The organism is Streptomyces sp. NPDC048196, assembly GCF_040652715.1.
Classification (GTDB): Bacteria; Actinomycetota; Actinomycetes; order Streptomycetales; family Streptomycetaceae; genus Streptomyces; species Streptomyces siderophoricus.
Genome location: NZ_JBEZMM010000012.1, coordinates 153,221 through 176,001, shown reverse-complemented (window position 1 = coordinate 176,001; position 22,781 = coordinate 153,221). Strand labels below are relative to the sequence as shown.

Sequence of the window (22,781 nt, the reverse complement as noted above, 5' to 3'; positions counted from 1 at the left end):
GTGTGTATTTCATGTTCGACTTCGACGTGGTGGCGGGCGAGACCGTACGCGAGATCCTGAGCGACCGGCGGGCCGAGGTCCTCGGCATCGTCAGCCAGGCCTATCGCAGCCATGAGGCCGGGGAAAGCATCAACCCCGACAGCTACTTCCTCCGGTTCCCGGAGAAGCCCGACTCCCGGATCATCGCGCTGCCTGCCTACCTCGGCGCCGACGTCCAGCTCGCGGGCATCAAGTGGATCGCCAGCTTCCCCAAGAACACCCAGGTCGGGAAGCCCCGCGCCTCGGCCGTGCTCCTCCTCAACGACTATGAGACCGGCTACCCGATCGCCTGTCTGGAAGCCGCGAACATCAGCGCCGCCCGCACCGCCGCGTCCGCCGCCGTGGCCGCAACCACCCTGCGCCCGGGCGGCTTCGAGGGCACGCGGATCGCGATCGTCGGCGGCGGTGTCATCGCCCGCAACATCTGCGACTACCTCCACGCCGCAGGCGCCACCCCGGACGCCTACCTCGTGCACGACCTCCACGAGGAGTCGGGCCGGGCCCTCGTCGACCATCTGCGCACCACCCAGCAGCGCCCCGCCTCCTTCACCGCCGACCTGGGCACGGCGCTGGAGGCCGAGACCATCGTCTTCGCCACCACCGCACTGGAGCCGTACGTCACCACGCCGTTCAAGCCCGGCCAGCTCGTGCTGAACATCTCGCTGCGGGACCTCGCGCCCGAGGTGGTGCTGGCGGCGGACAACGTCTTCGACGACGTCGACCACTGCATGAAGGCCAACACCTCACCGCACCTCGCGGAACAGCTGACCGGTTCGCGGGACTTCGTGACCGGCACCCTCGCCGGCGTCCTGAACGGCGATGTGGCGGTGTCCGGCGAACGTCCGGTGATCTTCTCGCCGTTCGGCCTCGGCGTCCTCGACCTGGCCGTCGGCGCGTACGTCCTGCAGCGGGCCCGGGAGGCCGGCTCGGCCCTCGCGGTCCCCAACTTCTTCGGGGAGACCAGCCGGTGGTAGCCACGGAGCAGTACACCGAACACGTGCCGGGCGCGGGGGGCCCGTCGGCCGGTCCCTGGGACGCCGAACGGCCCGCCACCCTCGCGATCGTCGGGGCCGGATCGCGCGGACTGGGCATCGTGGAGCGGCTCGTCAACCAGTGTCTGGCGGAGCCCTTCCCGGTCACCGTCCACCTCGTGGACCCCCAGCCCCTCGGCCCCGGCTTCCACCTCCGCGACCAGCCCGACCACCTCCTGCTCAACACCGTGTGCGCGCAGATCACCGCCTTCGCGGACGACGCGATGGTGGACGGCCCCACGCGCATCGGCGGCCCTTCCCTGCACACCTGGTGCCAGGAGAGGGACCTGCGGCTGGGCGCGGACGGCTACACCGTACGGGCGGGGGAGGGGCGGCAGATCCGGCCGAACGACTTCCTGCCCCGAAGGCTGCTGAGCGAATACCTCACCTGGGCGGCCGAACGCATCGTCGACGCCGCACCGCCCTGCTTCGTCCTGATCCGGCACGCCACCACGGCCACCGACATCCGACCCGGCGAAGACGGCGGCGAGGTCGTGCTCCTCGACGACGGCACCCACCTGGAGGCCGACGCGGTCTTCGTGACCGTCGGACACCACACCCTCCACCTCCCGGCCGCCTCCCGGCCCGAACCGCCCGCCGGACCCGGCCTGATCACCCGTCCCTACCCGCTGCCCACCGCCCTGGACAGCATCGGCCCCGGCGACGACGTCGCCGTGCTGGGCATGGGACTGACCGCCATGGACGTGATCGCCAGCCTGACGCTGGGACGCGGTGGCCGGCACGAGCCGGCGGCCGGCGGCGGACGGCTGCGCTACGTACCCAGCGGCCGCGAACCGCGGATCGTGCTGGTCAACCGTTCCGGGATGCCCTCGCGCAGCCGGCCGCACCTCAACCCGGGCCGGACCCGCTTCGCGCCCCTGGTCCTGACCACGGACCGGATCGAGACCCTGCGCCGGCGGCGTGCGGACGGACGGCTCAACTTCCTCGACGACGTACTGCCGTTGGTCGAGGCCGAGATGGAACTGACCTACTACCGCACCGTCCTGGCCGGCAGGACGGGCGACGCCGCGGGCGCGGGCGTCGAGTTCGCCCACCGGGTGGCCACCTCGGGCGTTGACCCGGCGCTGGCCGCCGCACGGGAGGAGTTCGGGCCGTACCCGCTGCACGGCGTACTGACCGAGGAGCCCGCCGACCGGCAATGGGCCGACGCGGCGGCGTACGCCGAGTGGTTCGCCGCCCGGGTCGCGGACGACCTGGCCGAGGCCCGCGAAGGGCTGGGCGCCAGCCCCGTCAAGGAAGCGCTGGAAGTGCTGCGCGACCACCGCGACGTCCTCCGGGCCGTCATCGACCCACCGGGTGTCGACGACCCCTCGTTGGACCACTTCTTCGGTGAGTTCAACTCCACCGTCAACCGCCTGGTGATCGGCCCGCAGCTGGACCGGTCGGCGGAACTGCTGTCCTTGCTGGACGCCGGGGTCCTCCGGCTCGGCCCCGGACCGCGCCCGAAGGTCATCGCGCCGAGCGGTCAGGGCCCCTGGCGCCTTACGTCCACCTGCCTGGCCGACCCCGCGAGCGTCGAGGTCGGACACGTCGTGCACGCCCATGTCGCCGAGCCGAGCGCGGACCGGCTGCCCGCCTCGCTGCTGGGCCGGCTCGTCGCGGCCGGCCGCGTCTCCACCCTGACCCGGCGCGGCACCCGGGTCACCGGACTCCACGTCACCCGCGAGGGACAAGGCATCGGCCCCGCCGGGGAGGTACGGCCCACGTTGTTCTTCCTCGGCCCGCACACCGAGGGGTCCAGCTACTACAACCACTACGTCCCCTCGCCCGGCGCGCCGTCCCGCGCGCTGAAGGACGCCGAACTCGCCCTCCGCACCGCCCTGCCGGCCCTGACCAAGAGGACATCATGAGCAACCGCGAGACCTACACTCCCTGGACCCGGGAGTACCGCGTCGAGACCCGGGCCGCCCAGGGCGACGGCTGGCGCTGCCCGACCACCGGTGCGGTGCCGCCGCCGGTGAGCATGGGGGCGACCTTCGCCCGCGACGACCAGTACCGCACCCCGGCCGGCCTCGCCTATCTGCGCGACCAGGGCACCCCGGGCTACGAGCAGGTCGAGGACGTCGTCGCCGGGCTGGAGGGCGGCTCCGACGCGCTGGTGTTCTCCTCCGGCATGGCCGCGGCCACCGCCGTCTTCCAGGTCCTGCCCGCCGGCGCCCGGGTCGTGGTGCCGCAGACGATGTACTTCGGCCTCACCAAGTGGCTGCTGGAGTTCGGTACCCAGCGCGGCCTGGAGGTCGTACGCGTCCCGATGGACGATCTGGACGCGGTGGCCCAGGCGGTCGAGGCGGCGCCGACCGCCCTGCTGTGGGCGGAATCCCCGGCCAACCCCACCTGGCTGGTCACCGACCTCGAAGCCTGCGCCGACATCGCCCACCGGGCCGGCGCGCTGTTCGGCGTGGACAACACCGTCCCCACGCCGGTGCACACCCGGCCCTTCGAGCTCGGCGCCGACCTGATCATGCACTCCGGCACCAAGTACCTGAACGGCCACAACGACGTGGTGGCCGGTCTCCTGGTGGCCGCGCCGGAGCCGACCGAGGAGCGCCAGGCGCTCTGGGAGCGGCTGCGCCTGCACCGCCGGCTGACCGGCCCGATCCTCGGCCCGTGGGAGACGTACCTGCTGCTCCGCGGTATACGGACGCTCTTCCCGCGCATGCGCCAGATATCGGCCTCCGCCATGACCCTGGCCGAGCACTTCTCCGCCCACCCGCTGGTCAGCCGGGTCGCCTACCCGGGCCTGCCCACCGACCCGGGCCACAAGGTCGCTTCCCGGCAGATGACCGGCGGCTACAGCGGCATGCTCTCACTGCACATCGCCGGGGACTGGACGCGGTCCCTGCGCGCGGCCGAACATTGCGAACTGTTCATTCGCGCCACATCCCTGGGCGGGGTGGAAAGCCTGATCGAACACCGCTACACATTCGAGGGACCGGACAGCACATCACCCAAGGACATGCTCCGGCTGTCCATCGGCGTCGAGGACCCGGCCGACCTCATCGCCGATCTGGAGCAGGCACTGGAACGCGCCGCGAAGGACGCCCCGTGAGCTCAGACACCAGCAACACCAGCACCACCGACAGCACCACCACAAGTACCAGCACCACCGGCAACACCAGCACGAGCACCAGCACCCCCACCGGGGAGAGCACCGGCACGACGGGCAGCGGAAGCCCGGCACCCACGGAATCCGGCCAACCTGCCGCCCGCCGGGGCCTGATGGGCGACCTCTCGCTGTCCGCGGTCCTCGCCGGGTTCGTGGCCGTCGTGGTCTCGTACTCCGGCCCGCTGGTCATCGTGCTCGCCGCCGCCACGGCCGGCCATCTGAACCAGGCACAGACCGGCTCCTGGGTCTGGGCCATCTCCATCGGCAGCGGCCTGACCTGCATCGGGCTCAGCCTGCGGACGAAGATGCCGGTCATCACCGCCTGGTCGACGCCCGGCGCGGCCCTGCTGGTCACCAGCCTGGGCGCCTACTCGTACCCGGAAGCCATCGGCGCGTTCCTCGTCACCGGTGTCGTGATCACCCTGGTCGGACTGACCGGGGTGTTCGGGTGGCTCATCCGGCAGGTCCCCACGGCAGTGGTGTCGGCCATGCTCGCGGGCATCCTGTTCTCCTTCGGCACCGGTGTCTTCACCTCCCTGAAGACCGCGCCGTGGATCGCCGGCCCCGTCCTGCTCGCCTATCTGCTCGGCAAGCGGTGGCTGCCCCGTTACGCCGTGCTGATCGCGCTGGCCACCGGCGTGGTGTGCAGTGCCGTCACCTCGCGCCTGCACATCAACCTGCACAGCATCGAGCTGGCCCGCCCCGTGCTGACCACTCCCGAGTTCTCGGTCGCCTCGCTCATCGGCATTGCGGTGCCCATGATCCTGGCCACTCTGGCCTCGCAGAACGCCCCCGGTATGGCCGTCCTCACCGCGTCCGGATACCGGCCCAAGGACCGGCTGCTGATCGGCTCGACCGGCCTGGTGTCCACGCTGCTCGCCCCGTTCGGGTCGCACGCCATCAATCTCGCGGCCATCACCGCGGCGATCTGCACCGGACCCGAGTCCCACCGCGACCCCAAGCGCCGCTACGTCGCCGGCGTCGCGTGCGGAGCGTTCTACCTCCTGATCGGCGCCTTCGGCACCACCCTCGTGGTCTTCTTCGCGGGCCTGCCCAAGGAACTGGTCGCCGCCATCGCCGGCGTCGCCCTGCTCGGGGCGCTGGCCGGCGGCCTGACCGGAGCGGTCACCGAGGAGAAGGACCGCGAGGCCGCCCTGATCACCTTCCTCACCACCGCATCGGGAGTCACCCTCCTCGGCGTCGGCTCGGCCTTCTGGGGCCTGGTCTTCGGCGTGGTGTCGCACCTCGTCCTCACCCGCTGGCGCACCACCCGCGCCGGCGCGAACGCCCCGCAGCCCGCCACCAAGTAATAGCCTGGCACGGGCAATTACCGACCCGCCACACCTTCAGCGGCCGCTCCGACCACCCGGTCGGGGCGGCCGCTGCCGTTCGCGCCACCCCACGCTCCGGCAGGCGAAGCGGCCCTTGGCATGCGCCCCGGTCCTCGGCTTCGGTCCAGCCCTCGACTTCGGTCCGGTCCTCGCTCCCGTTACTCCCCTTTATCCCGTAACTCTCGAACCAGTGGCTGTCGAAATAGCGGGCCGTGGAGAAGGGGTGCTGCCGGTCGGTGAGCATGCGGTAGAGGAATTCGGTGGTGGTCCCGTCGAAGCGGACCCAGGAGTCGGGAATGTCTTCCGTGATGAGGACGGGCCACCTGTCGGGATCGGTGCCTTCGGTGAGCCAGAAGAACGCGTCGGCCTGTTCGGTGCTCGCCCACTGCAGGAGCCCGCCGGGCGCGGGGTACAGCTCGTACGGTTCCCACAGGCGGCTGCCTCTCGCGCTTGCCCACTCGCTCAGCCACGCGGTCTGCCGGACGATGTCAGTGGTCTTGAAGCAGGAACCGGGTAGGTGGGGTTGGAGATAGCCGTCGAAGGCGCCGTCCCCGAAGATGTCGACGAGGCGTTTGTAGTCACTGGGCAGCGGCGTCCCGAGACGGGCCTCGGTCTCCGCCCAGTCGACCGTATGCCCTCCGGAGGCGTCCCATCCGGTCACGGCCACGACCCCGTCCACCCAGGAAGAGCCCTCCGGTACGTCCGCGGCCGGATCCTGCCCTTCCGCGACCAGCAGCACGGGCCGTATGCCGTCGTCGAAACGGGCGCTGCCGCAGCCGATCCACCTGCTCCCGTGCGCCCAGGCGCGCATCTCGACGAGCCGTTCACCGAACGGGGTCAGGAGCGGCAGCCCCGTCCGCCGGGTGACGGTCGGATCGGTGTACCCGTCCATCGCCAGACTGCGGGGCCGCCCGTAGCGTCCGCTGAGCGCCTCCTGGAGTGCGGACAGGTCGGGCCGGTGCGAAAGGCCCGGAGGGTCCGAGAAGTCCGCAGGGTTCACCGGAGCCGACGGCACCGCCAGACATAGGTGTCCCGTCGGGTGTCCGGCCTCTTCGCAGACCAGATCGCCGGTGCCGGGCCAGGCCAGGCGGTGGACCGCCGAAAGAAGTGCGTCCTGGTCGGCCGGCTCGTCGAGTTCGTTCATGACAGGGATTGAAGCGGATGCCACTGACATCGGCGCCGGCCGGCAGCTTCGGGCTTCTGGCTTTGGGCTTTGGGCTTCGAGCGTTGGTCTTCGGTGGGTGGGTTGCGGAACCACCGCTCTCTCCTTGCCGCTGGCGGCTCGCGATGAGTGACACTGAGGCGAGGCGAGATGATCAGTACGGCGAGAGGTGTGTCATGCGCGCGATGCAGTACGAGCGGTTCGGTGGCCCCGAGGTCTTGCGGGAGGCCGAGGTGCCGGGCCCGCTGGCGGGGCCGGGCGAGAGCCTCGTGGAGGTGGCGGCTGCCGGCGTCAACTTCGGTGACATCAAGCAGATCGCCGGCGAGCACACCGAGGGCCCGTACGCGCCGAAGGGGCCGTTACCGCGTATCCCCGGCATGGAGGTCGTCGGCCGGACCGCGGACGGCCGACGGGTGCTCGGCTATGTGGCACAGGGCGGATACGCCGCGAAGACGGCCGTCGCCGACCGCGACCTGGTCGCGCTGCCGGACGACGTGAGCGCCGGCGAGGCGCTGGCGTTGCTCGTCCAGGGGCTGACGGCATGGCATCTGCTGCGCTCGGTCGCGCGGATACGGCCCGGTGAGAGCGTGGTGGTGCATGCCGCCGCAGGCGGGACGGGCAGCCTCGCCGTGCAGCTGGCCCGGGAGTTCGGAGCCGGGCGCATCATCGCCACGGCGTCCTCCGACGAGAAGCGCGCCTTCGCCCTGGAACTGGGCGCGGACGCGGCGATCGACGGTGGCGCGGAGGGCTACCGCGAGCGCGTCCTCGACGCCAATCACGGACACCCGGTCGACATCATCCTGGACGCCATCGGTGGCCCCGTCCTCGACTCCGCACTGGACGCACTCGGATACCTGGGACGCCTGGTGACGTACGGCGCCTCCTCCCGGCGGGCCGCCGCCGGCATCGACCCCGGACGGCTCGCGGTGGACAGCATCACCGTCGCCGGCTTCTGGCTCATCCCGCTGATCGCCACGCAGGGTGCCGGTGGCCCGGCACTGGAGGAACTGCTCGACCTCGTCGCGCGGCGACGCCTGCGGCCGCTGGTCGGTGCCGCATACGACCTCGGGCGCGCCCGCGACGCCCACGAGGACCTCCTGGCCCGCCGCACCAAGGGCAAGCTGATCCTTACCCCCTGAAGCCGTCACGCCGCGAGTGACGTGCCGATCGGCTGGTGCGTGGCCGCGCGGCGGCGGTACAGCGGGGCGAAGGAGACCAGCAGGAGTGCGGCTCCGAGCGGTATGAGGTCCTTGTCGGCGAGGGGCAGTGTGGTGTCGATGAGCACGAGGACGGGTGCCCACGGCTTGAGGATGCGCCGGACGGCGAGCTGGGCGACGAGGATGAGCTGGCCGACGAAGAAGAGCAGGGGCCCGTAGTCGTAGAACACCGGGAGCACTCCAGGTATCGCCTGGATACGGGCGAACAGCTCCTGCATGGCGCCGTGGTCGGCGGAGAGGAACCCCACTACGAGGTCGATGAGGAACTGCACGGCGACGGCGACGGCTCCCGCTGTACCGGTCCAAAGGCCCACCGTGGCCAGCCGGTTGCGACCCACCCACGCGCGCATCATGCCGAAGCCCTGCACGAAGAAGACGAGCCCGCCGAGGAAGCACAGGTGGCCGGCGCTCCATGCGACGCCCGGCCCGCGGCTGCCGTCGAGGCCGTCGATGATGCGGAGCACGCCGTACGCGCCCATCAGGAGGGGGGCGGTGAGGAATGCAGTGCGTGGTGAAGTCATGATCAAAAAGTACGGACTCGGCACCCTGAACTACATCAGGTACCGACCCTGACGCATCCCCGAGATCCAACCCTGAGTCCCCTCGCGAGCCTGTCCCGGAGGTCCGTTCCCAGGCTCCCAAGCCCCGATCCGAAGGCCGCTTCCAAGGCCCGCCCAGAGGGCCGCTCCCAAGGCCCGCTCCCAACGAGGTGCCACGAGCGCGCAATTCGCCCTCAGGACTCGCCCCGGAGCCGGTCGCGCTGGATCTGACAGGCGAGGGTTCGCCGCGCGGCGGGCGATGCCGGGGGAGCTGCGGTGGGCGTGGTGGCGCCGGCGGCGGACGGGGCCTTCGTGGGGACGTCGAGAGCCCGGCTGATCTGGTCGTAGGCGTCCCGGTAGCTGCCGGACAGGATCGACCGGTGCAGCCTCAGGTCCTCCTCGACGAGGCGGCGCAGCTCATCGACGTTCTGGGGGGTGAACCGCTTCCGCCCTCGGGCGAGGGCGTTGACGTAGCGGGTGCAGCGCGCGGCGTCGTGGCAGGCCTCCGAGATCTCCTCGGCGAGGCCCCACAGACGCCCTTCGAGCCATGGGACGTCGCGCTGGTCGAGGGAGAGGTCCATCGGGGGCGGTGGGTCGCCCGTCTTCGACTTCATCACCTGCTTGGACACGGCGGGCTGGCTCATCTCCGTGAGCTGGGCGATCTTGTCCTGGGTCCAGCCCAAGCCGGCGAACATCTTGATCATTTCGGTGCGCAGCTTCCGCATCTCCTCGCCCGCACGAATGACCTCGTTCATGCCGGCGAGTATCCGCGCGGCCTGTTCCTCGGTGAGCGTCCGGGAGGGCTGCTGCGCGCCGCCGTCGTTCGGGTGTCGGGTGTCGTCGCTTCCCACAACTCGGTTATACACCCTCTCCGTTCCTCGTCATAACCGGGTTGTACATCCTGGTTATGACTGCAACGATGCGCGTCATGTCTCTCACCTTCTCAGCGCCCGACGGCACCCAGCTCGCCTACCGCACACAGGGCGAGGGCCGTCCCGTGGTCTGCCTCCCGGGCGGCCCCATGGACTCCCGTTATCTCGGCGACCTCGGCGGCCTGTCGGCGCACCACCAGCTGATCTTCCTGGACCTTCGCGGCACCGGCAGGTCCGCGATACCCGAGGACCCTTCCACCTACCGCTGCGACCGCCTCGTCGACGATGTCGAGGCCCTGCGCCGCCACCTCGGACTCGCCCGGATCGATCTGCTGGGCCACTCCGCCGGCGCGAACCTCGCGACGCAGTACGCGGCCCGCTACCCGGACCACGTCCGCACGCTCGCTCTGATCGCCCCCGGTGCTCGCGCCGTCGGCATCGCGATCACCGGCGAGACACGACGTGAGCTCGCGCAACTACGGCAAGGCGAACCGTGGTTCCCGTCGGCCTTCGCCGCCCTGGAGGCGATCACCGAGGGTGCAGGCAGTGACTGGGAGGCCATCGCCCCCTTCTTCTACGGCCGGTGGGACACTGCCGCGCAGCACCACCACGCGGCCGGCCGGCCGAGCAACCAGGAAGCCGTCGCACTCTTCGCGGCCGAGGGTGCCTTCACCCCGGAGGCCACGCGTGCGGCACTCGCCACCTACGAGGGCCGCGCCCTGCTGCTCGCCGGAGAATTCGACCTGAACAGCCCGCCACAGGCGGTCGCGGAGTTCGCGGGGCTCTTCCCCGACGCCACACTCTCCGTGCAGCCGGGAGCGGGCCACTACCCCTGGCTCGACGACGCCGACCGGTTCGTGGCGACCACCGCGGCGTTCCTGCGGCAAGCCGCCTGATCACCTTGCTGAGGCGGTCCGTCGGCCTGGCGTGCGGGGATGAAGGGGCAGCAGAGCGGTGTGTGCCGATATTCGTTTCGTGCCGTGGTGGTAGCGCCCTACTGTGGCGCGGTGACGACTCAGATGATCATTCTCAACGGTGGTTCCAGCTCGGGGAAGTCCGGGATCGTACGGTGTCTGCAGGCCGTATTGCCGGATCCCTGGCTGGCGTTCGGGTGTGACTCGTTCGTGGAGGCCATGCCCGCGAAGATGCAGGCGTCGGACGGGGGGATCGTGTTCGCGGCGGACGGCGAGGTGAGCGTCGGGGCGGACTTCCGGGCGCTGGAGGCGGCCTGGACGGAGGGCATCGTGGCGATGGCCCGGGCGGGCGCCAGGATCCTCGTCGATGACGTCTTCCTCGGCGGACCGGCGTCCCAGCAGCGGTGGCAGAAGGCACTTGGCGAACTGGGCGTGCTGTGGGTCGGCGTGCGGTGTGAGAGTGCGGTCGCCGCGGGACGGGAGGTCGCACGAGGAGATCGCATCCAGGGGATGGCCGCGGCGCAGGCGGATGCGGTGCACCAGGGAGTGTTCTACGACCTGGAGGTGGACACGACGCATACCGAGTCCCTGGTGTGCGCGCGGACCATCGCAGCCCACGTCAGCTGATCACCGGATCGCAGGGCCCCGGCCTGGTCACCGCGCGGCGCGCGCGGTGTCGGCGTACCGCGTCGCGGTTGGTGCACCGCGGGGAGCAGTAGCGTTGCCGCCCGGTGGGGGAGGTGTCGGCGAAGATCAGCGCGCACTCGGTCACGGCGCATCGCCGGAGCCGGTGCATGCCCCGCCCCACCAGATGCAGCGCGGTGCCCACGGAGATGAGGGCGAAGAGCAGGGAGCCGAGCGGCTGGTCGGCGTCGCGGTAGTGCAGGTGCCAGCCGCTGCCCGCGTGATCGGTCAGCCGCGGATGGGCGGCGGTCGCCCGCAGCATCTCGTTGAGCAGCGCGGCGCGCGCACGCTCGTCGGAGGCGTCGACGACCTTCTCCCATGCCTCCAGCGCGAGGCCGACACGCGCCAAGTCCCATGGCGTCACCGGGTGTTCGAGCACCAGCCCGGCGGCGCGGCAGCGGTCCGCGAGCTCCTCCGGGCTCGTCGGCCGCCGGTTGGCCAGGTCCGCGGCCAGGTTCACGGCATCCTCGCCGTAAGGGTTGAGGTGCATAAGACCATTACATCATCGTGCTCGGCATGGCACACCACGAGCACCACCCACACCACGAACCCGATACCGCACAGGCCGGCGAGGTGCGTCGGGCGCGGCAGGACGACATCGCGGAGCTGGTACGCCTGCGGGCCCTGCTGTTCGAGACGCTCGGTGGGGAATTCTTCAATCCCTCACCGGCCGACGTCGATTGGCGCGATGCACTGGCCGAGGTGCTGGCGGAAAAGTTGGCTGCGACGGACACCGTACGGATCCTCGTCGTGGACGGCGACGACGGGCTCGCCGCCTGCGGTATCGGTACCGTCGAGCGGTGGTTCCCCGGCCCGCACAACCGCAACGGTTCGGTCGGGCATGTGATCGGCGTGGTCACCGAGCCGGCGCACCGGCGGCGCGGGCACAGCCGCGCGATCATGCAGGGCCTGCTCGACTGGTTCCGGGAGCGCGGGGTCTCCCGGGTGGACCTGTACGCCTCGGCCGACGGCGAACCGCTCTACCGCGCGCTCGGTTTCGCCGACCACCCCGACCCGTCGCTGTATTGGCGACCGTGAGAGGTGGTCGGCCGTGACATCCCTGGATCCTCGACAGCCTCGACACCCCCGTCCGCCTCACCCGCCTTCGCATCAGTCGCGGCCGTCTCGGCGATGCGTCACCCCGGGCCGGGGGCCGGTGACCGCCGCCCTGCCGACGCGCCGGGCAGGGCGGTACCGCTGGATCGTCCTCGGTATCGCCACCTTCACCCAGGCCGCCTCCGCCTTCTTCGTGCAGGGCATCGGGGCGATGGGCCTCGACCTGCAACGGGACCTGCACCTGAGTACGGCCCAGTTGGGTCTGTTGCTCTCCGCGGCGCAACTACTGCCGCTGATCGGACTGTTGGTGGCAGGGGAGCTGCTGGACCGCTACAACGAGCGCTGGGTCGTCGGGATCGGCGGCTGCGTCGTCGCCGCGGGCCTGCTCGTGGGGAGTGCGGCACCGGGATATCTGTCCCTGCTCCTCGTACTGCTGGTGGTCGGCGCGGGCTACAGCACCGTTCAGCCCGGCGGGAGCAAATCGGTGGCGTCCTGGTTCGACGCGTCCCGGCGCGGGCTCGCGATGGGCATCCGGCAGGCCGGGCTGCCGCTGGGAGCGGCGCTGGCCTCGGCCGTACTGCCCCTCCTCGCCGCCGCTGCCGGCTGGCGGGCGACACTCGTGGCCGGTGGCCTGGTCGCCCTGTTGGGAGCCGGCGTTTTCATGGGCTTCTACCGGCGGCCACCCACCCGAGCCGCCCTGCAGGAAGAAGGCCCGTCGGCCGCTCGCGGCCCGTCGGCGCGGACCGGGTGGTCGTCCTCGCTCAGGGCGCAGCTGGGTGCTCGGCTGCGGATGCTCCGCGAACCGGCCATGGTGCGGATCATGCTGTCCGGAGCGAGCCTGATTTCGGTGCAGACGGGCGTGGGAATCCTGACGGTGCTGCACCTCCACGAGCGGGCGTCCGTGGGGGCCGGCGCGGCGGCCCTGGTCCTGGTGGCCGCCCAGGCGGCGGGCGCGGTCGGACGGATCGTCCTCGCGTGGTGGAGCGACCGGCGGAGGCCCGGCCGCCACCTGCCCGGTCGCCGCATGTCCGGCCGATACCTGTCCGGCCAGTGCGTACCTGGTCGTTACGTCTCTGGTCGATACGCCTCTGGTCGTTACGTCTCCGTCAAGACCTGCATGGTCGCCGTGATCGCGGGGCTGGCCCTGCTGATGACGCCCGTGGGGAGCTCACCCGTGGCGGCCTGCGCGGTGTTCGTCTGGCTCGGGTTCTTCGGTCTCGGCTGGTACGGCCCGTGGGTCGCCTACGTGACCGAGTCGGCTCCGCCGGACAAGTCGGGCTTCGCGCTCGGCCTGGCCATGTCCGTCAACCAGATCGCCATCGTGGTGATGCCGCCCGCCCTCGGTCTGCTCAAGGACGGCACGGGCAGCTTCACGCCGGCCTGGGGTCTGCTCTCCCTGCTGACCGCTGTCGCCCTGATGCTCACGGCCCGCGGTGAACGTCGGGCGGCGGGGCGGTCGGGAAAGCCGTAGCGGTCGGCGTGCTCCGCTTCACCGTTTCGGTGCTCGCTTCGGCTTCTTGCCGCGTACCGACGGCTGATCCGCGTTGACTTCCTCGGCGCTGCGGTCGCGCTCTTCCTTGGGCGGCTGCCGTTTCAGGGCCTGGCCCGTCTCGTCCTGGTGTACCTGCCGTTGTTTGCGCTTCTCGGCCATGCTGACTGACTCCTGAGGTGCGACGACGAGCCGGAAGGTGGTCTCCACCACCGCTGTCCATCACCGCACGCCGCCTGGGGACGGGCAACTCGGTGACCGCCATTCCGACCACCGCTCCGGCGTCGCTGAGTGCTCGGCCCTTGAGCGCCATGGTTGTGACGCGCCTCGCCGGGCAGCCGCCTGAAAGCGTGGCGGATTGCCGAGGCCTCGGCGGACCCGTCCCGTTCCGGCCCGTACGCGCACGACGAACGGGAGACCGCACCTGACGGGCCTGACGCGCCTGGCGAGGAGAGGGAGACCACCTGTGACCACCACTTCGGCACGCACGTCCGCCACCACTTCGGCAAGCACCCCCACGACCACCAGCCCGTCCGACGCGGCAAGCCCGTCCGACAAGTCCCGCCAGCTGGCGTCCCTTCCCCTCCTGAAGGGGCAGAAGGCGCTGGTCACCGGTGCCAACTCCGGGATCGGCCGGGCGACCGCCGTTGCGCTGGGGCGGGTGGGGGCCGATGTCGTGGTCAATTACGTCACCGGCCGCGAAGCCGCCGACGAGGTCGTCCGGGAGATCGAGGGCTTCGGGGTGCGGGCGTATGCGCATGCGGCGGACGTGTCCCAGGAGGACCAGGTCCGCGCGATGTTCGCGCGCATGGCCGAGGAGTTCGGCACCATCGACGTCCTCGTGGCCAACGCCGGGCTGCAGCGGGACGCGCCCAGCACCGACATGACCCTCGACCAGTGGAAGAAGGTTCTCGACGTCAACCTGGCCGGACAGTTCCTGTGCGCCCGTGAGGCGGCCAGGGAGTTCCGGCGTCGCGGGGTGGTCCCGGAGGTCTCCGCCTCCGCAGGGAAGATCATTTGCATGAGCTCGGTCCACCAGGTCATCCCCTGGTCGGGCCATGTGAACTACGCGGCCTCCAAGGGCGGCGTACTGATGATGATGGCGACCCTGGCCCAGGAGCTCGCCCCCCACCGGATCAGGGTCAATGCGGTGGCCCCCGGAGCCATCCGTACGCCCATCAACCGCAGCGCCTGGGAAACTCCCGAGGCCGAGGAGGAACTGCTGCGCCTGATTCCCTACCGGCGGGTCGGCGACCCGGAGGACATCGCCAACGCCGTCGCCGTACTCGCCTCCGACCTCATGGATTACGTCGTCGGCAGCACCCTGTACGTGGACGGCGGGATGACACTCTTCCCCGGCTTCGCCACGGGGGGATGACCGGGCGACGGACCACGGGTCGCCTCTGCCGCAGGAGGACTCACGGTGTGCGCGGTGGTGGCGGTATCACCACGGCAGCCGCTCGTCGTTGATCGTCCAGTCGTCGCCCAGCTCCTGCCGCAGAGCGGTGAGTGCCGCGTCCGACTGCTGGTCGAAGAGCTCCCGTTCTTCGTCGGACCACGGGGACGGGCCGGCCGGGTCCTTCCAGTCCAGGGAGGACTGGAACCACTCGCACAGCCGCGTCAGTTCGGTGCGGGTGGCCGGACCGATCGGCAACCGTTGCAGATCCGTCGGGTAGCCGTACGGGTTCGTGAGCTCGTGCGGCCACAGCGGGGTGTGCGGGACGCCGGCTTCGAAGAAGAAGCGCAGGTGCTTGGACATGCTGCAGCCTCTCACGACGGACGAGAGGTCCCACCCTCGTTTTTTCGCCCGGGGCCCGGTCAGTCCGGGCGTACGGAATCGAGGAGCGTGGCGCAGCGGCCGAGCAGGGCCACCAGCGTTGCCCGCTCCTCGTCCGTGAACTCCGCGGCCAGTGCGCGCTCGACGCGGATGGCGCGTGCGTCGGCGTCGTTCATCACCGCCCGGCCCTGGTCGGTGAGCCGGGTTTCCAGGACGTTCCGGTGCCACTCGTGCCGGGTGCGCTCGATGAGGCCGCGCTCCTGGAGGTTCTTGAGCACCGTGTTCATGGTCGGCGGCGTCACCCCGCAGGACCGGGCCAGTGCGGCCGCGGAGATCCCGGGCTTCTCGGAGAGGAAGAGCAGGGCCGCGTACTGCGGGACCGTCAGACCGGCCGGCTTGAGCGCCGCGTGCTTGGCGCTCTGGAGCGCCCGCTCGGCGAGCTTGATGGAGGATCCGAGGCGCTCGGACGCGGGCATGGACGTCATCTCCGCATCGTAATGGCTGTGCCGAGGGAGGGACTCCACCAGCTGAGTGAGGGCCTACATGCGGATATGAACATTGACGAGCATTAGAGTTCTAATCTAGGTTCGTATTCATCGCCGGTGGGGGCTCTGCGGCTCCCGGTCCGCGCGTGCTCCGGTTCTGACTTCTTGGGCCGGATCTCCGTCCGCTATCGAGAGGCGCTCACGTTGTCCCGAGAGGCATCCACCTTCTTGTCCCGCACCAACCGGCGCCGGCGCCATGTGCTGGGCGCGGCGGCCCTGGCCCTGACGGCCGCATCCGCCTCCGTCACCGTCGCCGCCACGGCCCAGGCGGACGTGTCCACCTCGCACCCGGCCGCCGCCCGGCAGGGCGCCCCTGCGCGGGTCTCCGCCGCGTACGACCTGCCGGGTGACCGCGTCTATCCCGAGGGCATCGCCGCCGACCCGGTGAGCGGTGACCTCTACGTCGGCTCGTACGCGACCGGCGCCGTGTACAGGGCGACGCCAGGCCACCGCACCGCCGCGATCTTCCTGCCGGCCGGTACCGACGGACGTAAGACCGCCAACGGCCTCAAGGTCGACCGTGCCGGTCATCTCTGGGTGACCGATTCGACGGCCGGTGTCGCGGTGTACGACCTGCGCAGCCGCGCGCTCGTCGCGCGGTTCGACGTCACGGGGTCGGCCAAGTCCTTCGTCAACGACCTCGCGATCGCGCCCGACGGGACCGCGTATCTGACGGACAGCTACCGGTCCGTGCTCTACCGGGTCACTCCGCAGCAACTGGCCGCGGCCGCGGCGCACGGCCGACGGGCCCGGCTGACCACCGCGTACGACCTGACCGACGTGCTCGGCCCGCGTCCGGCGGACGCCGTCAGCCTGAACGGCATCGCGGCCGATCGCTCAGGCCGCTATCTGCTGACCGTCGACATGACTGCCGGGACGCTGTACCGCGTCGACCTGCGCTCCGGCGCGGTGCGCCGGGTCGCACTGCACGGCGGGGACGTCCTGCACGGCGACGGTCTGGAGCTGCGCGGCAATACCTTGTGGGTCGTCCACAACGCCACCAACACGATCAGCCGTTGGCACGTCTTCGACGACGGTGCGTCGGCGCGCCTGGAGCGCAAGGTCACCGACGAGGCGCTGCAGATCCCGACCACCATGGTGCGCAGCCACGGGCGCACGCTCGTCGTGCGGTCGCAGTTCGACAAGGGCGGCCCCATGGGGCCGGGAACGCCGCAGATACCGTTCACCGTGGCGACGGTGAACGGTATCTGAAGCGGAAGCCTGAGGTGGGCGCCGGCCGAGCCTGCGGCCGGCGCCGTGCCCGGGGCTCAGGGGTGCCAGATCTCCTTGATGCTGTTGATCTGGCCCTCGGAGTCCAGGGTGATGTCGTAGATGTTCCCGGAGCAGGTGTAGGGCGGCTTCACGGCGCTCTGGTTCGTCATGCAGTCGCCGGCGTGCATCCACAGCTGGCCGACCGGAACCGACTTCGTGCGGCCGGGCCCGGTGGACAGTTCCGCCTTGACCTCTCCCGCGAAGAGGTAGTACTTGGCCTTGCCCTGACCGTGGTAGATCCAGTCGTTGGGCGTGCAGACCGGCTTGGCGTCCTTGGCGGACAGGGAGCCCTTCGACGGGGGAACGGCGGGCTCGACCATCTTGTGCCCGGCCGGCAGCTTCGGCGGCGTCCCGCAGTCGCCGGGGCCGTCGGCCTGGTCCGAGGGCTGGTCACTCGGGGCCGGCTTCCTCGACGGCTGGGCGGAGGCGCTGGAGCCGCCGGAACCTTTGGACCCGGCGCTGTCGCCGTAGGGGTCGCCCTCCGGGCCGCAGGCGGTGAGGCCGGCACCGAGCGTCGTGACGAGCGCAAGTGTGCTGATGAGTCGTTGAGTTGGCTTCACGCCGAAAGTCCCCCGTGATGTGCGAAATGACGTGATCATGATTGATCGGGAGAGTTCTACACCAGGGAGCCGTTCGAGAGCCAATCGCGGGGACTGCGGTCGTCGCAACCGGCGCTGTTCCTCCGGCACTTCGCCGATCAGCAGGCTCTGCGGACGCTCATGCCATGCCTCCCCGGCGGACTCCTCCGGTCACGTCCGGAGGAGTCCGCGCATCGCGATCAATGGATGCCGGGAAGCCGGCCGACCTGCGACGACAAGTGGTCGACCGCAGGGTGGGGCCTCACGTTCGGCCGGGCTGCCGGTCCAGGGACGGGGTGATCATCGCGGCGAGGACGGAACGCAGGTCTTCGCCGGGCAGCGGGCGCAGCGGGCGCGCCAGGCGGTCGGAGTGGTAGTGCCAGTGGTGGTTGAGATCGGGGTGGATGTCGTCCGATTCCTTGAAGTCGGCGGTCGCGCCGAGGAGTCGGGAGAGCTCCGCGCCGAGGTCGGGCCAGGTGACATGGCCGCTGATGGCGTTGGCCACACCGTGTACCGGGGCGTCCAGGCAGGACACCACCGCTCGGGCCAGCGCCGCGGCGTGCACCCAGGCAGCGCCGTACCAGGCGTGGCCGCCGGCGCCCGGGCGGGGGACGGCCAGCGGCCGGCCCTCACTGATGGCCTGGTAGAGAACTCCCGTGGCGCCCCACCGCAGCTGATCGCGGAGCCGGTCGTGCGGGCCCCAGACCAGCGGGGAACGGACCGCGCTCGCCCCGCCCCGCCCCGCGGTGCCGGCCGCCCGGAGCAGCCGCGCCTCACAGTCGACCTTCGCCCGGCCGTAGGGGCTGAGCGGTTCGTGCGAGGGAGACTCCTCGGCCACCTGGCCGCCCACGGGATGCCCGTACGCGTCGACGCTGCTGACGAAGACGAACGGGCCCCGCGACCAGGCGTCCACCATGGCGTCCATCGCCGCCACGTCCACCTCGGGACGGGTGAAGGTGCAGGCCGCGTGGATGATGGCGTCCGCGTCCTGAACGGCCTTGCGCAGCCCGTCGAGGTCGGTGAGGTCGCCCTCGACGACCTCCACGCCGTCCGCCGCGACCAGGTGCGCGGATTCGGGACGGGCCAGGGCCAGTACGGGGCGTCCCTGGGCGGCGAGTTCCCGCAGGAGGAAGCTGCCCACGCCGCCGGTGCCGCCGGTGACCAGGACGGTGCCGTTCCGCGCCCGGCCCGTCCGCAGTGCCGGCTGTCCCGCCGGCGCCGGCCGGCCCGTGCGGCCCGTTTGTCCCGGGCGGGTGGACGCGCGGAGGGATGCGGCGGCGCGTTCCGCGGCCCGTGCGTCGAGGAGGGCGGAGACCGCGCGGGGAGTGCGGGCCTGCATGATGTCCAGGCCGGTCAGGGGCAGGGTCAGCGCGCGCCGCAAGCGTTCGGCGAGCTGTACGGCGACGAGCGAGTGGCCACCGAGGGCGAAGAAGTCGTCGTCCGGGGTGGGCGTTCGGCCCAGGAGCGCCGCGAAGCCCTCGCGTACGGCGTCGGCGTGCGGCCCCTCGGGTGCGGGCAGCGCGGGGAGGCCGGGCAGATGCGCCGGGTCCACCGTGCCGTCGGCGGTGCGGGGGAGGACGTCGAGCAGGGTGACGGCGGCCGGGACGAGGCCGGGCGCCAGGCGGTCCCGCAGGTGGGCGCGGAGCTCGGCGGGCGACGGGCCACCGATCTCCCGCAGGACTGCGTAGGCGAGCAGCGGGCCACCGGCAGGGGAGACCACCGTGGCGTCGGAGAGATCGGGGTGGCGGCGCAGGAGCCGCTCGGCCGGGTGCGCGTCGTCTTCCTGCAACACACCGCTGCCTGAGGGGAGTTGACCGCTACCACCCTCGCCAAGTTGAGAAAGTGGCAGGTCGTCCGTGGCGGCCCCGAGTGCGGTGAGGACGGCCGCGTAGGTCGCGCCGAAGGCGGTGGCCGCCTCCTCGTCCAGTGCGGCGCGGCGGTACTGGACCAGGGCGGCCGGCCGATCGGTGTCCACCAGGCCGAAGGAGAGGTCGAACTTGGCCTCGCCCACACCGACCTCGACGTACTCCGCGTCCGTCCCGGGCAGGCGCAGCGTCGTCGGGGTGCCGAGGACGTCCGCGGTCACCCGCACCAGGGACGTGCCGTCCGCACCGCGGGCGGCGGCACCGATCCGGTCCACGATGCGGTCGAACGGCACGTCGGCGTGCTGCTGGGCATCGAGCAGGGCGGCCCGCACCCGCGTCAGCAGCGTGCTGAAGGACGGGTCGCCGGAGGTGTCGACGCGCAACGGGAGGGTGTTGACGCACAGCCCGACCAGTCCGCGCATGGCCGTTCCCCGGCGGTGCGTACCGGCGATGCCGATCACCAGGTCGTCCTGCCCGGTACAGCGGTGCAGGGCGGCGAACGCGGCGGTGAGCGCCACGGTGAACGGCGTGGCGTGGTGCCGCCGGCCCAGCTCGCGCAGGGCGGCCGGTACCTCCGGGGCGAGCGGTGTGGTGTGGGAGCCGGTGGGCCGGGTGGTGAGGTCGGTGGGCGGGTGGGTGGGGCCGGGGAGTCGCGGGGGAGCGGCGCCTTCGAGCAGGGCGTGCCAGTGGCGCAGCCCCGCGTCGAGGCCGTCGGCCGCGGCTCGGTGTTCGTGCCGGGCGAAGTCGGCGTACTGGGGCGGTTGGGCCTTCAGCCGTGCGGGGTCGGACCCGGGGGCCGGAGCGGAGGCTTCCCGCGGGTGGGCGGCGGTCTCGTACAGTGCGGCGAGTTCCTCCGCCACGATCTCCAGGGACGGCCCGTCGAGGGAGATGTGATGGAACGTCAGGAGTGCGGTGTGGTCCTGGGGGCCGTGGCGCAGGACGAGTGCGCGGGGCACGGTCCCGGCGGAGAGGTCGAACCGGCGGCCGGCCTCCGCCGCCAGCAGCGGTGGGGCGTCCGCCGGGTCGGCCGGCACCACCGGCACCGCGAACGACGCGGGTGCCGGCAGCACCTCCTGGCACGGCTCGCCGTCCCGCTCCACGTAACGGGTGCGCAGGATCTCGTGCCGGCGGACGAGCTCGGTCAGCGCGGAGGCCAGCGCGTCGACGTCGAGCGGGCCGCGCAGCCGGGTGGCGAACGGCACGCTGTACGAGGCGCCGTCATGCCCGAGCCGGTCCATCAGCCACATGCGGTGCTGGGCGCGGGAGAGCGGTGCCGGGCCGCGGTCGGCGGAATCGGGACGGGCGGCGGGGCGGGCCGCGGCGCGTTCCCGGGCCCGGCGCAGCAGCTCCTCCTGGAAGGAAGGGGCGGCGGGGCGGTCAGTGGCCATCGGTGTCCTCCGGGGCGTGCGGGTGAAGATCACCGTGCGCGGCGAGCAACGCCCGCTCGACCAGGGCGGCCTGGCCGGCCACGGTGGGGGAGCCGAAGAAGTCGGCGAGCGACAGTTCCACGCCGAGCTCCTCGCGGAGGTCGTCGGTGACGGCGAGCGCGAGCAGCGAGTGGCCGCCGAGGGCGAGGAAGTCGGCGTCCGGGCGGGTCACTCCGCAGCCGAGGGAGCGGCTCCAGACGTCGGCGACGGCCTGCTCCAGCGGCGTCAGCGGTCCGTCCGGGGCCGCAGACATCGGCGACCCGTCCGGCGCATCCGAACCACCTGAATCACCTGAACTCTCAGGCGGGTTGGCGGAGAGCAGGCCGGCCAGCGCGCGGCGGTCGACCTTGCCCGAGGTGTTGAGCGGCAGGTCGGCGACGACGGTCAGTTCGTCGGGTACCAGATGGGCGGGCAGGGCCGCGGCCAGCCGGTCGCGCAGGGCGTCCGGCCGGGGGACGGGACCGGGTGCGGCGACGACGAAGGCGACCAGCCGGGCGTCGTCGGGGGCGGGACGGTGCACGGTGACGGCCGCATCGGCCACCTCCGGCTGCTCCCGCAGCGCGTACTCGACCTCCCCCGGCTCGATCCGGAAGCCGCGCACCTTCACCTGGTCGTCCGTGCGGCCGTGGTAGTCGAGCACACCGTCCGGGCGTCGGGAGACCACATCGCCGGTGCGGTAGAGGCGGCCCCACTGTGGGTGGGTGGTGAAGCGTTCGGCGGTCAGCTCCGGACGGCCGGTGTAGCCCAGCGACAGCCGACTGCCGCCGACCCACAGTTCGCCCCGCTCGCCGTCCGGGACGGGCCGGCCGGCCGCGTCCAGGACGTGCGCGGCGGCCCCGGCGATGGGACGGCCGATCGGTATCTGTCCGGCGCAGTCGGCGGCGGTGACCCGGTGGGCGGTGGCGAACGTCGTCGTCTCCGTCGGCCCGTAGCCGTTGACCAGTTCCAGCCAGGGGAACGCCTGCAGCACCTCGCGGGCATGGTGCGCGGCGAGCGCCTCGCCGCCGACCACGACCGTGCGCAGCGGCGCGAAGATCCGGGAACGGCGCACCGCCAGCTGGTGGAAGAGCGCGGTGGTGAAGAAGGCCACCGTGACCCCGTGCCGCTCCGCCTGCTGGGCCAGGTCCTCCAGCGAGGGCCGCTCGACGGTGCACACCACGACGGCGGCGCCGTTGGCGAGGGCGCTCCACACCTCGAAGGTCGACGCGTCGAAGGTCAGCGGCGAATGGAACAGCACCCGGTCACGGGGCGTCAGGGTGAGGTACGCCGGGGCGCTGACCAGCTCGGCCAGCGCGCGGTGGGCGATCGCCACGCCCTTGGGACGACCGGTGGAGCCGGAGGTGAACATGATGAACGCGGCGGCGTCGGGGAGGGGCCCGTCAGCCGGGGTGCCGTCGGCCTGCGGTTCGTCGAGCCGCGGGTCTTTCCCCTGCGGCTCGTCGGGCAGGGCCAGGGTCGGGCCGGCCGGAGCGGCGGATTCCAGCAGCTTGGCGTCCCCGACGGTCAGCGTCACACCGGCCTCCGCGGCCAGCGCCTCGCTCCGCGGGCGCGGGTGCGCCGGATCGAGTGGTACGCAGACGGCCCCCGCCCACCACAGCGCGAGCTGGGCGATGACGGTACGGGCCGAGCGGGGCGTCAGCAACGCCACCGCGTCACCCCGGCGGACTCCCCGCCGGCGCAGGTGCCCGGCGAGCGCACGGGCGGCCCGGACCAGCTGCGCGTACGTCAGCGTGGCGTCGCCGTCCGCCACGGCCAGGGCGTTGGGGGTCCGTTCGGCGTGCCGCGCCACGAGTGCCGGCAGGCTGGTCGGAGCGGGCTCGCTCGACAGGGTGCTTTCGGTGGGCACGGGCCCTTCC

At 71.8% G+C, this 22,781-nt stretch carries 21 protein-coding genes; 11 read left to right on the top strand and 10 right to left on the bottom strand.

The window, feature by feature from the left end; all coding sequences use genetic code 11:
• Positions 1 to 11 precede the first annotated feature (11 nt).
• The 4 genes from sbnB to AB0E02_RS15860 all read left to right on the top strand — a co-directional run bounded on the left by sbnB (position 12) and on the right by AB0E02_RS15860 (position 5,507).
• The gene (gene sbnB / locus AB0E02_RS15875; RefSeq protein WP_362139391.1) at positions 12 to 1,013 is read left to right on the top strand and encodes a 2,3-diaminopropionate biosynthesis protein SbnB; all 1,002 of its coding nucleotides are present in this window, start codon (positions 12 to 14) and stop codon (positions 1,011 to 1,013) included.
• Positions 1,007 to 2,941, top strand: coding sequence for an FAD/NAD(P)-binding protein (locus AB0E02_RS15870; RefSeq protein ID WP_362139388.1), 1,935 nt, complete (start codon positions 1,007 to 1,009; stop codon positions 2,939 to 2,941). The genes sbnB and AB0E02_RS15870 overlap by 7 nt, the downstream gene beginning before the upstream one ends.
• The gene (locus AB0E02_RS15865) at positions 2,938 to 4,140 is read left to right on the top strand and encodes a PLP-dependent aspartate aminotransferase family protein (RefSeq protein WP_362139386.1); all 1,203 of its coding nucleotides are present in this window, start codon (positions 2,938 to 2,940) and stop codon (positions 4,138 to 4,140) included. Before AB0E02_RS15870 ends, AB0E02_RS15865 begins: the two co-directional genes overlap by 4 nt.
• A gap of 170 nt (positions 4,141 to 4,310) precedes the next feature.
• Positions 4,311 to 5,507, top strand: a complete 1,197-nt coding sequence (locus tag AB0E02_RS15860) for a benzoate/H(+) symporter BenE family transporter (RefSeq protein WP_030411637.1) — start codon at positions 4,311 to 4,313, stop codon at positions 5,505 to 5,507.
• Here the strand turns inward: AB0E02_RS15860 and AB0E02_RS15855 are convergent.
• A complete protein-coding gene (locus AB0E02_RS15855; protein WP_362139384.1) occupies positions 5,449 to 6,672 on the bottom strand; it encodes a hypothetical protein in 1,224 nt (407 codons plus the stop codon). The genes AB0E02_RS15860 and AB0E02_RS15855 overlap by 59 nt on opposite strands.
• Positions 6,673 to 6,866: 194 nt before the next feature.
• On the opposite strand from AB0E02_RS15855, the gene AB0E02_RS15850 reads away from it, so the two are divergent.
• The gene (locus AB0E02_RS15850; RefSeq protein WP_362139382.1) at positions 6,867 to 7,829 is read left to right on the top strand and encodes a zinc-binding dehydrogenase; all 963 of its coding nucleotides are present in this window, start codon (positions 6,867 to 6,869) and stop codon (positions 7,827 to 7,829) included.
• Between the two features lie 5 nt (positions 7,830 to 7,834).
• Here AB0E02_RS15850 and AB0E02_RS15845 read toward each other — a convergent pair whose 3' ends face one another.
• Both AB0E02_RS15845 and AB0E02_RS15840 read right to left on the bottom strand, forming a co-directional pair.
• Entirely contained in the window at positions 7,835 to 8,428 is a 594-nt protein-coding gene (locus AB0E02_RS15845) for a hypothetical protein (protein ID WP_362139379.1), read from the bottom strand.
• Between the two features lie 212 nt (positions 8,429 to 8,640).
• Entirely contained in the window at positions 8,641 to 9,297 is a 657-nt protein-coding gene (locus AB0E02_RS15840; RefSeq protein WP_362139377.1) for a sigma-70 family RNA polymerase sigma factor, read from the bottom strand.
• Positions 9,298 to 9,374: 77 nt separating this feature from the next.
• Between AB0E02_RS15840 and AB0E02_RS15835 the strand changes: the two genes are divergently transcribed.
• Together AB0E02_RS15835 and cpt are read left to right on the top strand one after the other, a co-directional pair.
• Positions 9,375 to 10,214: an alpha/beta hydrolase gene (locus AB0E02_RS15835; RefSeq protein ID WP_362139375.1), complete on the top strand. Its 840-nt coding sequence runs from the start codon at positions 9,375 to 9,377 to the stop codon at positions 10,212 to 10,214.
• A gap of 111 nt (positions 10,215 to 10,325) precedes the next feature.
• Positions 10,326 to 10,859, top strand: a complete 534-nt coding sequence (gene cpt / locus AB0E02_RS15830) for a chloramphenicol phosphotransferase CPT (protein ID WP_362139373.1) — start codon at positions 10,326 to 10,328, stop codon at positions 10,857 to 10,859.
• Here cpt and AB0E02_RS15825 read toward each other — a convergent pair.
• Complete coding sequence (locus AB0E02_RS15825; protein ID WP_362139371.1) at positions 10,852 to 11,406, bottom strand: CGNR zinc finger domain-containing protein; 555 nt, start codon at positions 11,404 to 11,406, stop codon at positions 10,852 to 10,854. The two genes, cpt and AB0E02_RS15825, sit on opposite strands and share 8 nt — an antisense overlap.
• Before the next feature lie 26 nt (positions 11,407 to 11,432).
• On the opposite strand from AB0E02_RS15825, the gene AB0E02_RS15820 reads away from it, so the two are divergent.
• Complete coding sequence (locus tag AB0E02_RS15820) at positions 11,433 to 11,954, top strand: GNAT family N-acetyltransferase (protein WP_362139368.1); 522 nt, start codon at positions 11,433 to 11,435, stop codon at positions 11,952 to 11,954.
• A gap of 118 nt (positions 11,955 to 12,072) precedes the next feature.
• Entirely contained in the window at positions 12,073 to 13,443 is a 1,371-nt protein-coding gene (locus AB0E02_RS15815; RefSeq protein ID WP_362139366.1) for an MFS transporter, read from the top strand.
• A gap of 18 nt (positions 13,444 to 13,461) precedes the next feature.
• On the opposite strand, the gene AB0E02_RS15810 is transcribed toward AB0E02_RS15815, so the two are convergent.
• Positions 13,462 to 13,671 (bottom strand): hypothetical protein, encoded by a 210-nt coding sequence (locus AB0E02_RS15810; protein ID WP_362139364.1) that lies wholly within the window; start codon positions 13,669 to 13,671, stop codon positions 13,462 to 13,464.
• A 358-nt stretch (positions 13,672 to 14,029) separates the two neighbouring features.
• Between AB0E02_RS15810 and AB0E02_RS15805 the strand changes: the two genes are divergently transcribed.
• Entirely contained in the window at positions 14,030 to 14,839 is an 810-nt protein-coding gene (locus tag AB0E02_RS15805) for an SDR family oxidoreductase (protein WP_362139452.1), read from the top strand.
• Positions 14,840 to 14,905: 66 nt separating this feature from the next.
• Here AB0E02_RS15805 and AB0E02_RS15800 read toward each other — a convergent pair whose 3' ends face one another.
• Together AB0E02_RS15800 and AB0E02_RS15795 are read right to left on the bottom strand one after the other, a co-directional pair.
• Positions 14,906 to 15,220, bottom strand: a complete 315-nt coding sequence (locus tag AB0E02_RS15800) for a hypothetical protein (RefSeq protein ID WP_362139363.1) — start codon at positions 15,218 to 15,220, stop codon at positions 14,906 to 14,908.
• A 59-nt stretch (positions 15,221 to 15,279) separates the two neighbouring features.
• Complete coding sequence (locus AB0E02_RS15795) at positions 15,280 to 15,723, bottom strand: MarR family transcriptional regulator (protein WP_362139360.1); 444 nt, start codon at positions 15,721 to 15,723, stop codon at positions 15,280 to 15,282.
• Between the two features lie 228 nt (positions 15,724 to 15,951).
• On the opposite strand from AB0E02_RS15795, the gene AB0E02_RS15790 reads away from it, so the two are divergent.
• On the top strand, positions 15,952 to 16,995 hold the full coding sequence (locus AB0E02_RS15790; protein WP_362139359.1) for a superoxide dismutase: 1,044 nt from the start codon (positions 15,952 to 15,954) through the stop codon (positions 16,993 to 16,995).
• 56 nt (positions 16,996 to 17,051) lie between these two features.
• Here AB0E02_RS15790 and AB0E02_RS15785 read toward each other — a convergent pair whose 3' ends face one another.
• The 3 genes from AB0E02_RS15785 to AB0E02_RS15775 all read right to left on the bottom strand — a co-directional run bounded on the left by AB0E02_RS15785 (position 17,052) and on the right by AB0E02_RS15775 (position 22,771).
• On the bottom strand, positions 17,052 to 17,615 hold the full coding sequence (locus AB0E02_RS15785; protein ID WP_362139357.1) for a hypothetical protein: 564 nt from the start codon (positions 17,613 to 17,615) through the stop codon (positions 17,052 to 17,054).
• A gap of 280 nt (positions 17,616 to 17,895) precedes the next feature.
• Positions 17,896 to 20,886: a condensation domain-containing protein gene (locus tag AB0E02_RS15780; RefSeq protein ID WP_362139354.1), complete on the bottom strand. Its 2,991-nt coding sequence runs from the start codon at positions 20,884 to 20,886 to the stop codon at positions 17,896 to 17,898.
• A complete protein-coding gene (locus AB0E02_RS15775) occupies positions 20,876 to 22,771 on the bottom strand; it encodes a non-ribosomal peptide synthetase (protein ID WP_362139353.1) in 1,896 nt (631 codons plus the stop codon). Before AB0E02_RS15775 ends, AB0E02_RS15780 begins: the two co-directional genes overlap by 11 nt.
• Between the last annotated feature and the right edge of the window lie 10 nt (positions 22,772 to 22,781).

What these genes read in the sequence shown, in the direction of transcription:
- sbnB (WP_362139391.1), top strand. Translation starts at nt 12, where the DNA reads ATGTTCGACTTCGACGTGGTGGCGGGCGAGACCGTACGCGAGATCCTG.
- AB0E02_RS15865 (WP_362139386.1), top strand. Translation starts at nt 2,938, where the DNA reads ATGAGCAACCGCGAGACCTACACTCCCTGGACCCGGGAGTACCGCGTC.
- AB0E02_RS15860 (WP_030411637.1), top strand. Translation starts at nt 4,311, where the DNA reads ATGGGCGACCTCTCGCTGTCCGCGGTCCTCGCCGGGTTCGTGGCCGTC.
- AB0E02_RS15855 (WP_362139384.1), bottom strand. Translation starts at nt 6,672, where the DNA reads ATGAACGAACTCGACGAGCCGGCCGACCAGGACGCACTTCTTTCGGCG.
- AB0E02_RS15850 (WP_362139382.1), top strand. Translation starts at nt 6,867, where the DNA reads ATGCGCGCGATGCAGTACGAGCGGTTCGGTGGCCCCGAGGTCTTGCGG.
- AB0E02_RS15845 (WP_362139379.1), bottom strand. Translation starts at nt 8,428, where the DNA reads ATGACTTCACCACGCACTGCATTCCTCACCGCCCCCCTCCTGATGGGC.
- AB0E02_RS15835 (WP_362139375.1), top strand. Translation starts at nt 9,375, where the DNA reads ATGTCTCTCACCTTCTCAGCGCCCGACGGCACCCAGCTCGCCTACCGC.
- AB0E02_RS15825 (WP_362139371.1), bottom strand. Translation starts at nt 11,406, where the DNA reads ATGCACCTCAACCCTTACGGCGAGGATGCCGTGAACCTGGCCGCGGAC.
- AB0E02_RS15820 (WP_362139368.1), top strand. Translation starts at nt 11,433, where the DNA reads ATGGCACACCACGAGCACCACCCACACCACGAACCCGATACCGCACAG.
- AB0E02_RS15800 (WP_362139363.1), bottom strand. Translation starts at nt 15,220, where the DNA reads ATGTCCAAGCACCTGCGCTTCTTCTTCGAAGCCGGCGTCCCGCACACC.
- AB0E02_RS15795 (WP_362139360.1), bottom strand. Translation starts at nt 15,723, where the DNA reads ATGACGTCCATGCCCGCGTCCGAGCGCCTCGGATCCTCCATCAAGCTC.
- AB0E02_RS15780 (WP_362139354.1), bottom strand. Translation starts at nt 20,886, where the DNA reads ATGGCCACTGACCGCCCCGCCGCCCCTTCCTTCCAGGAGGAGCTGCTG.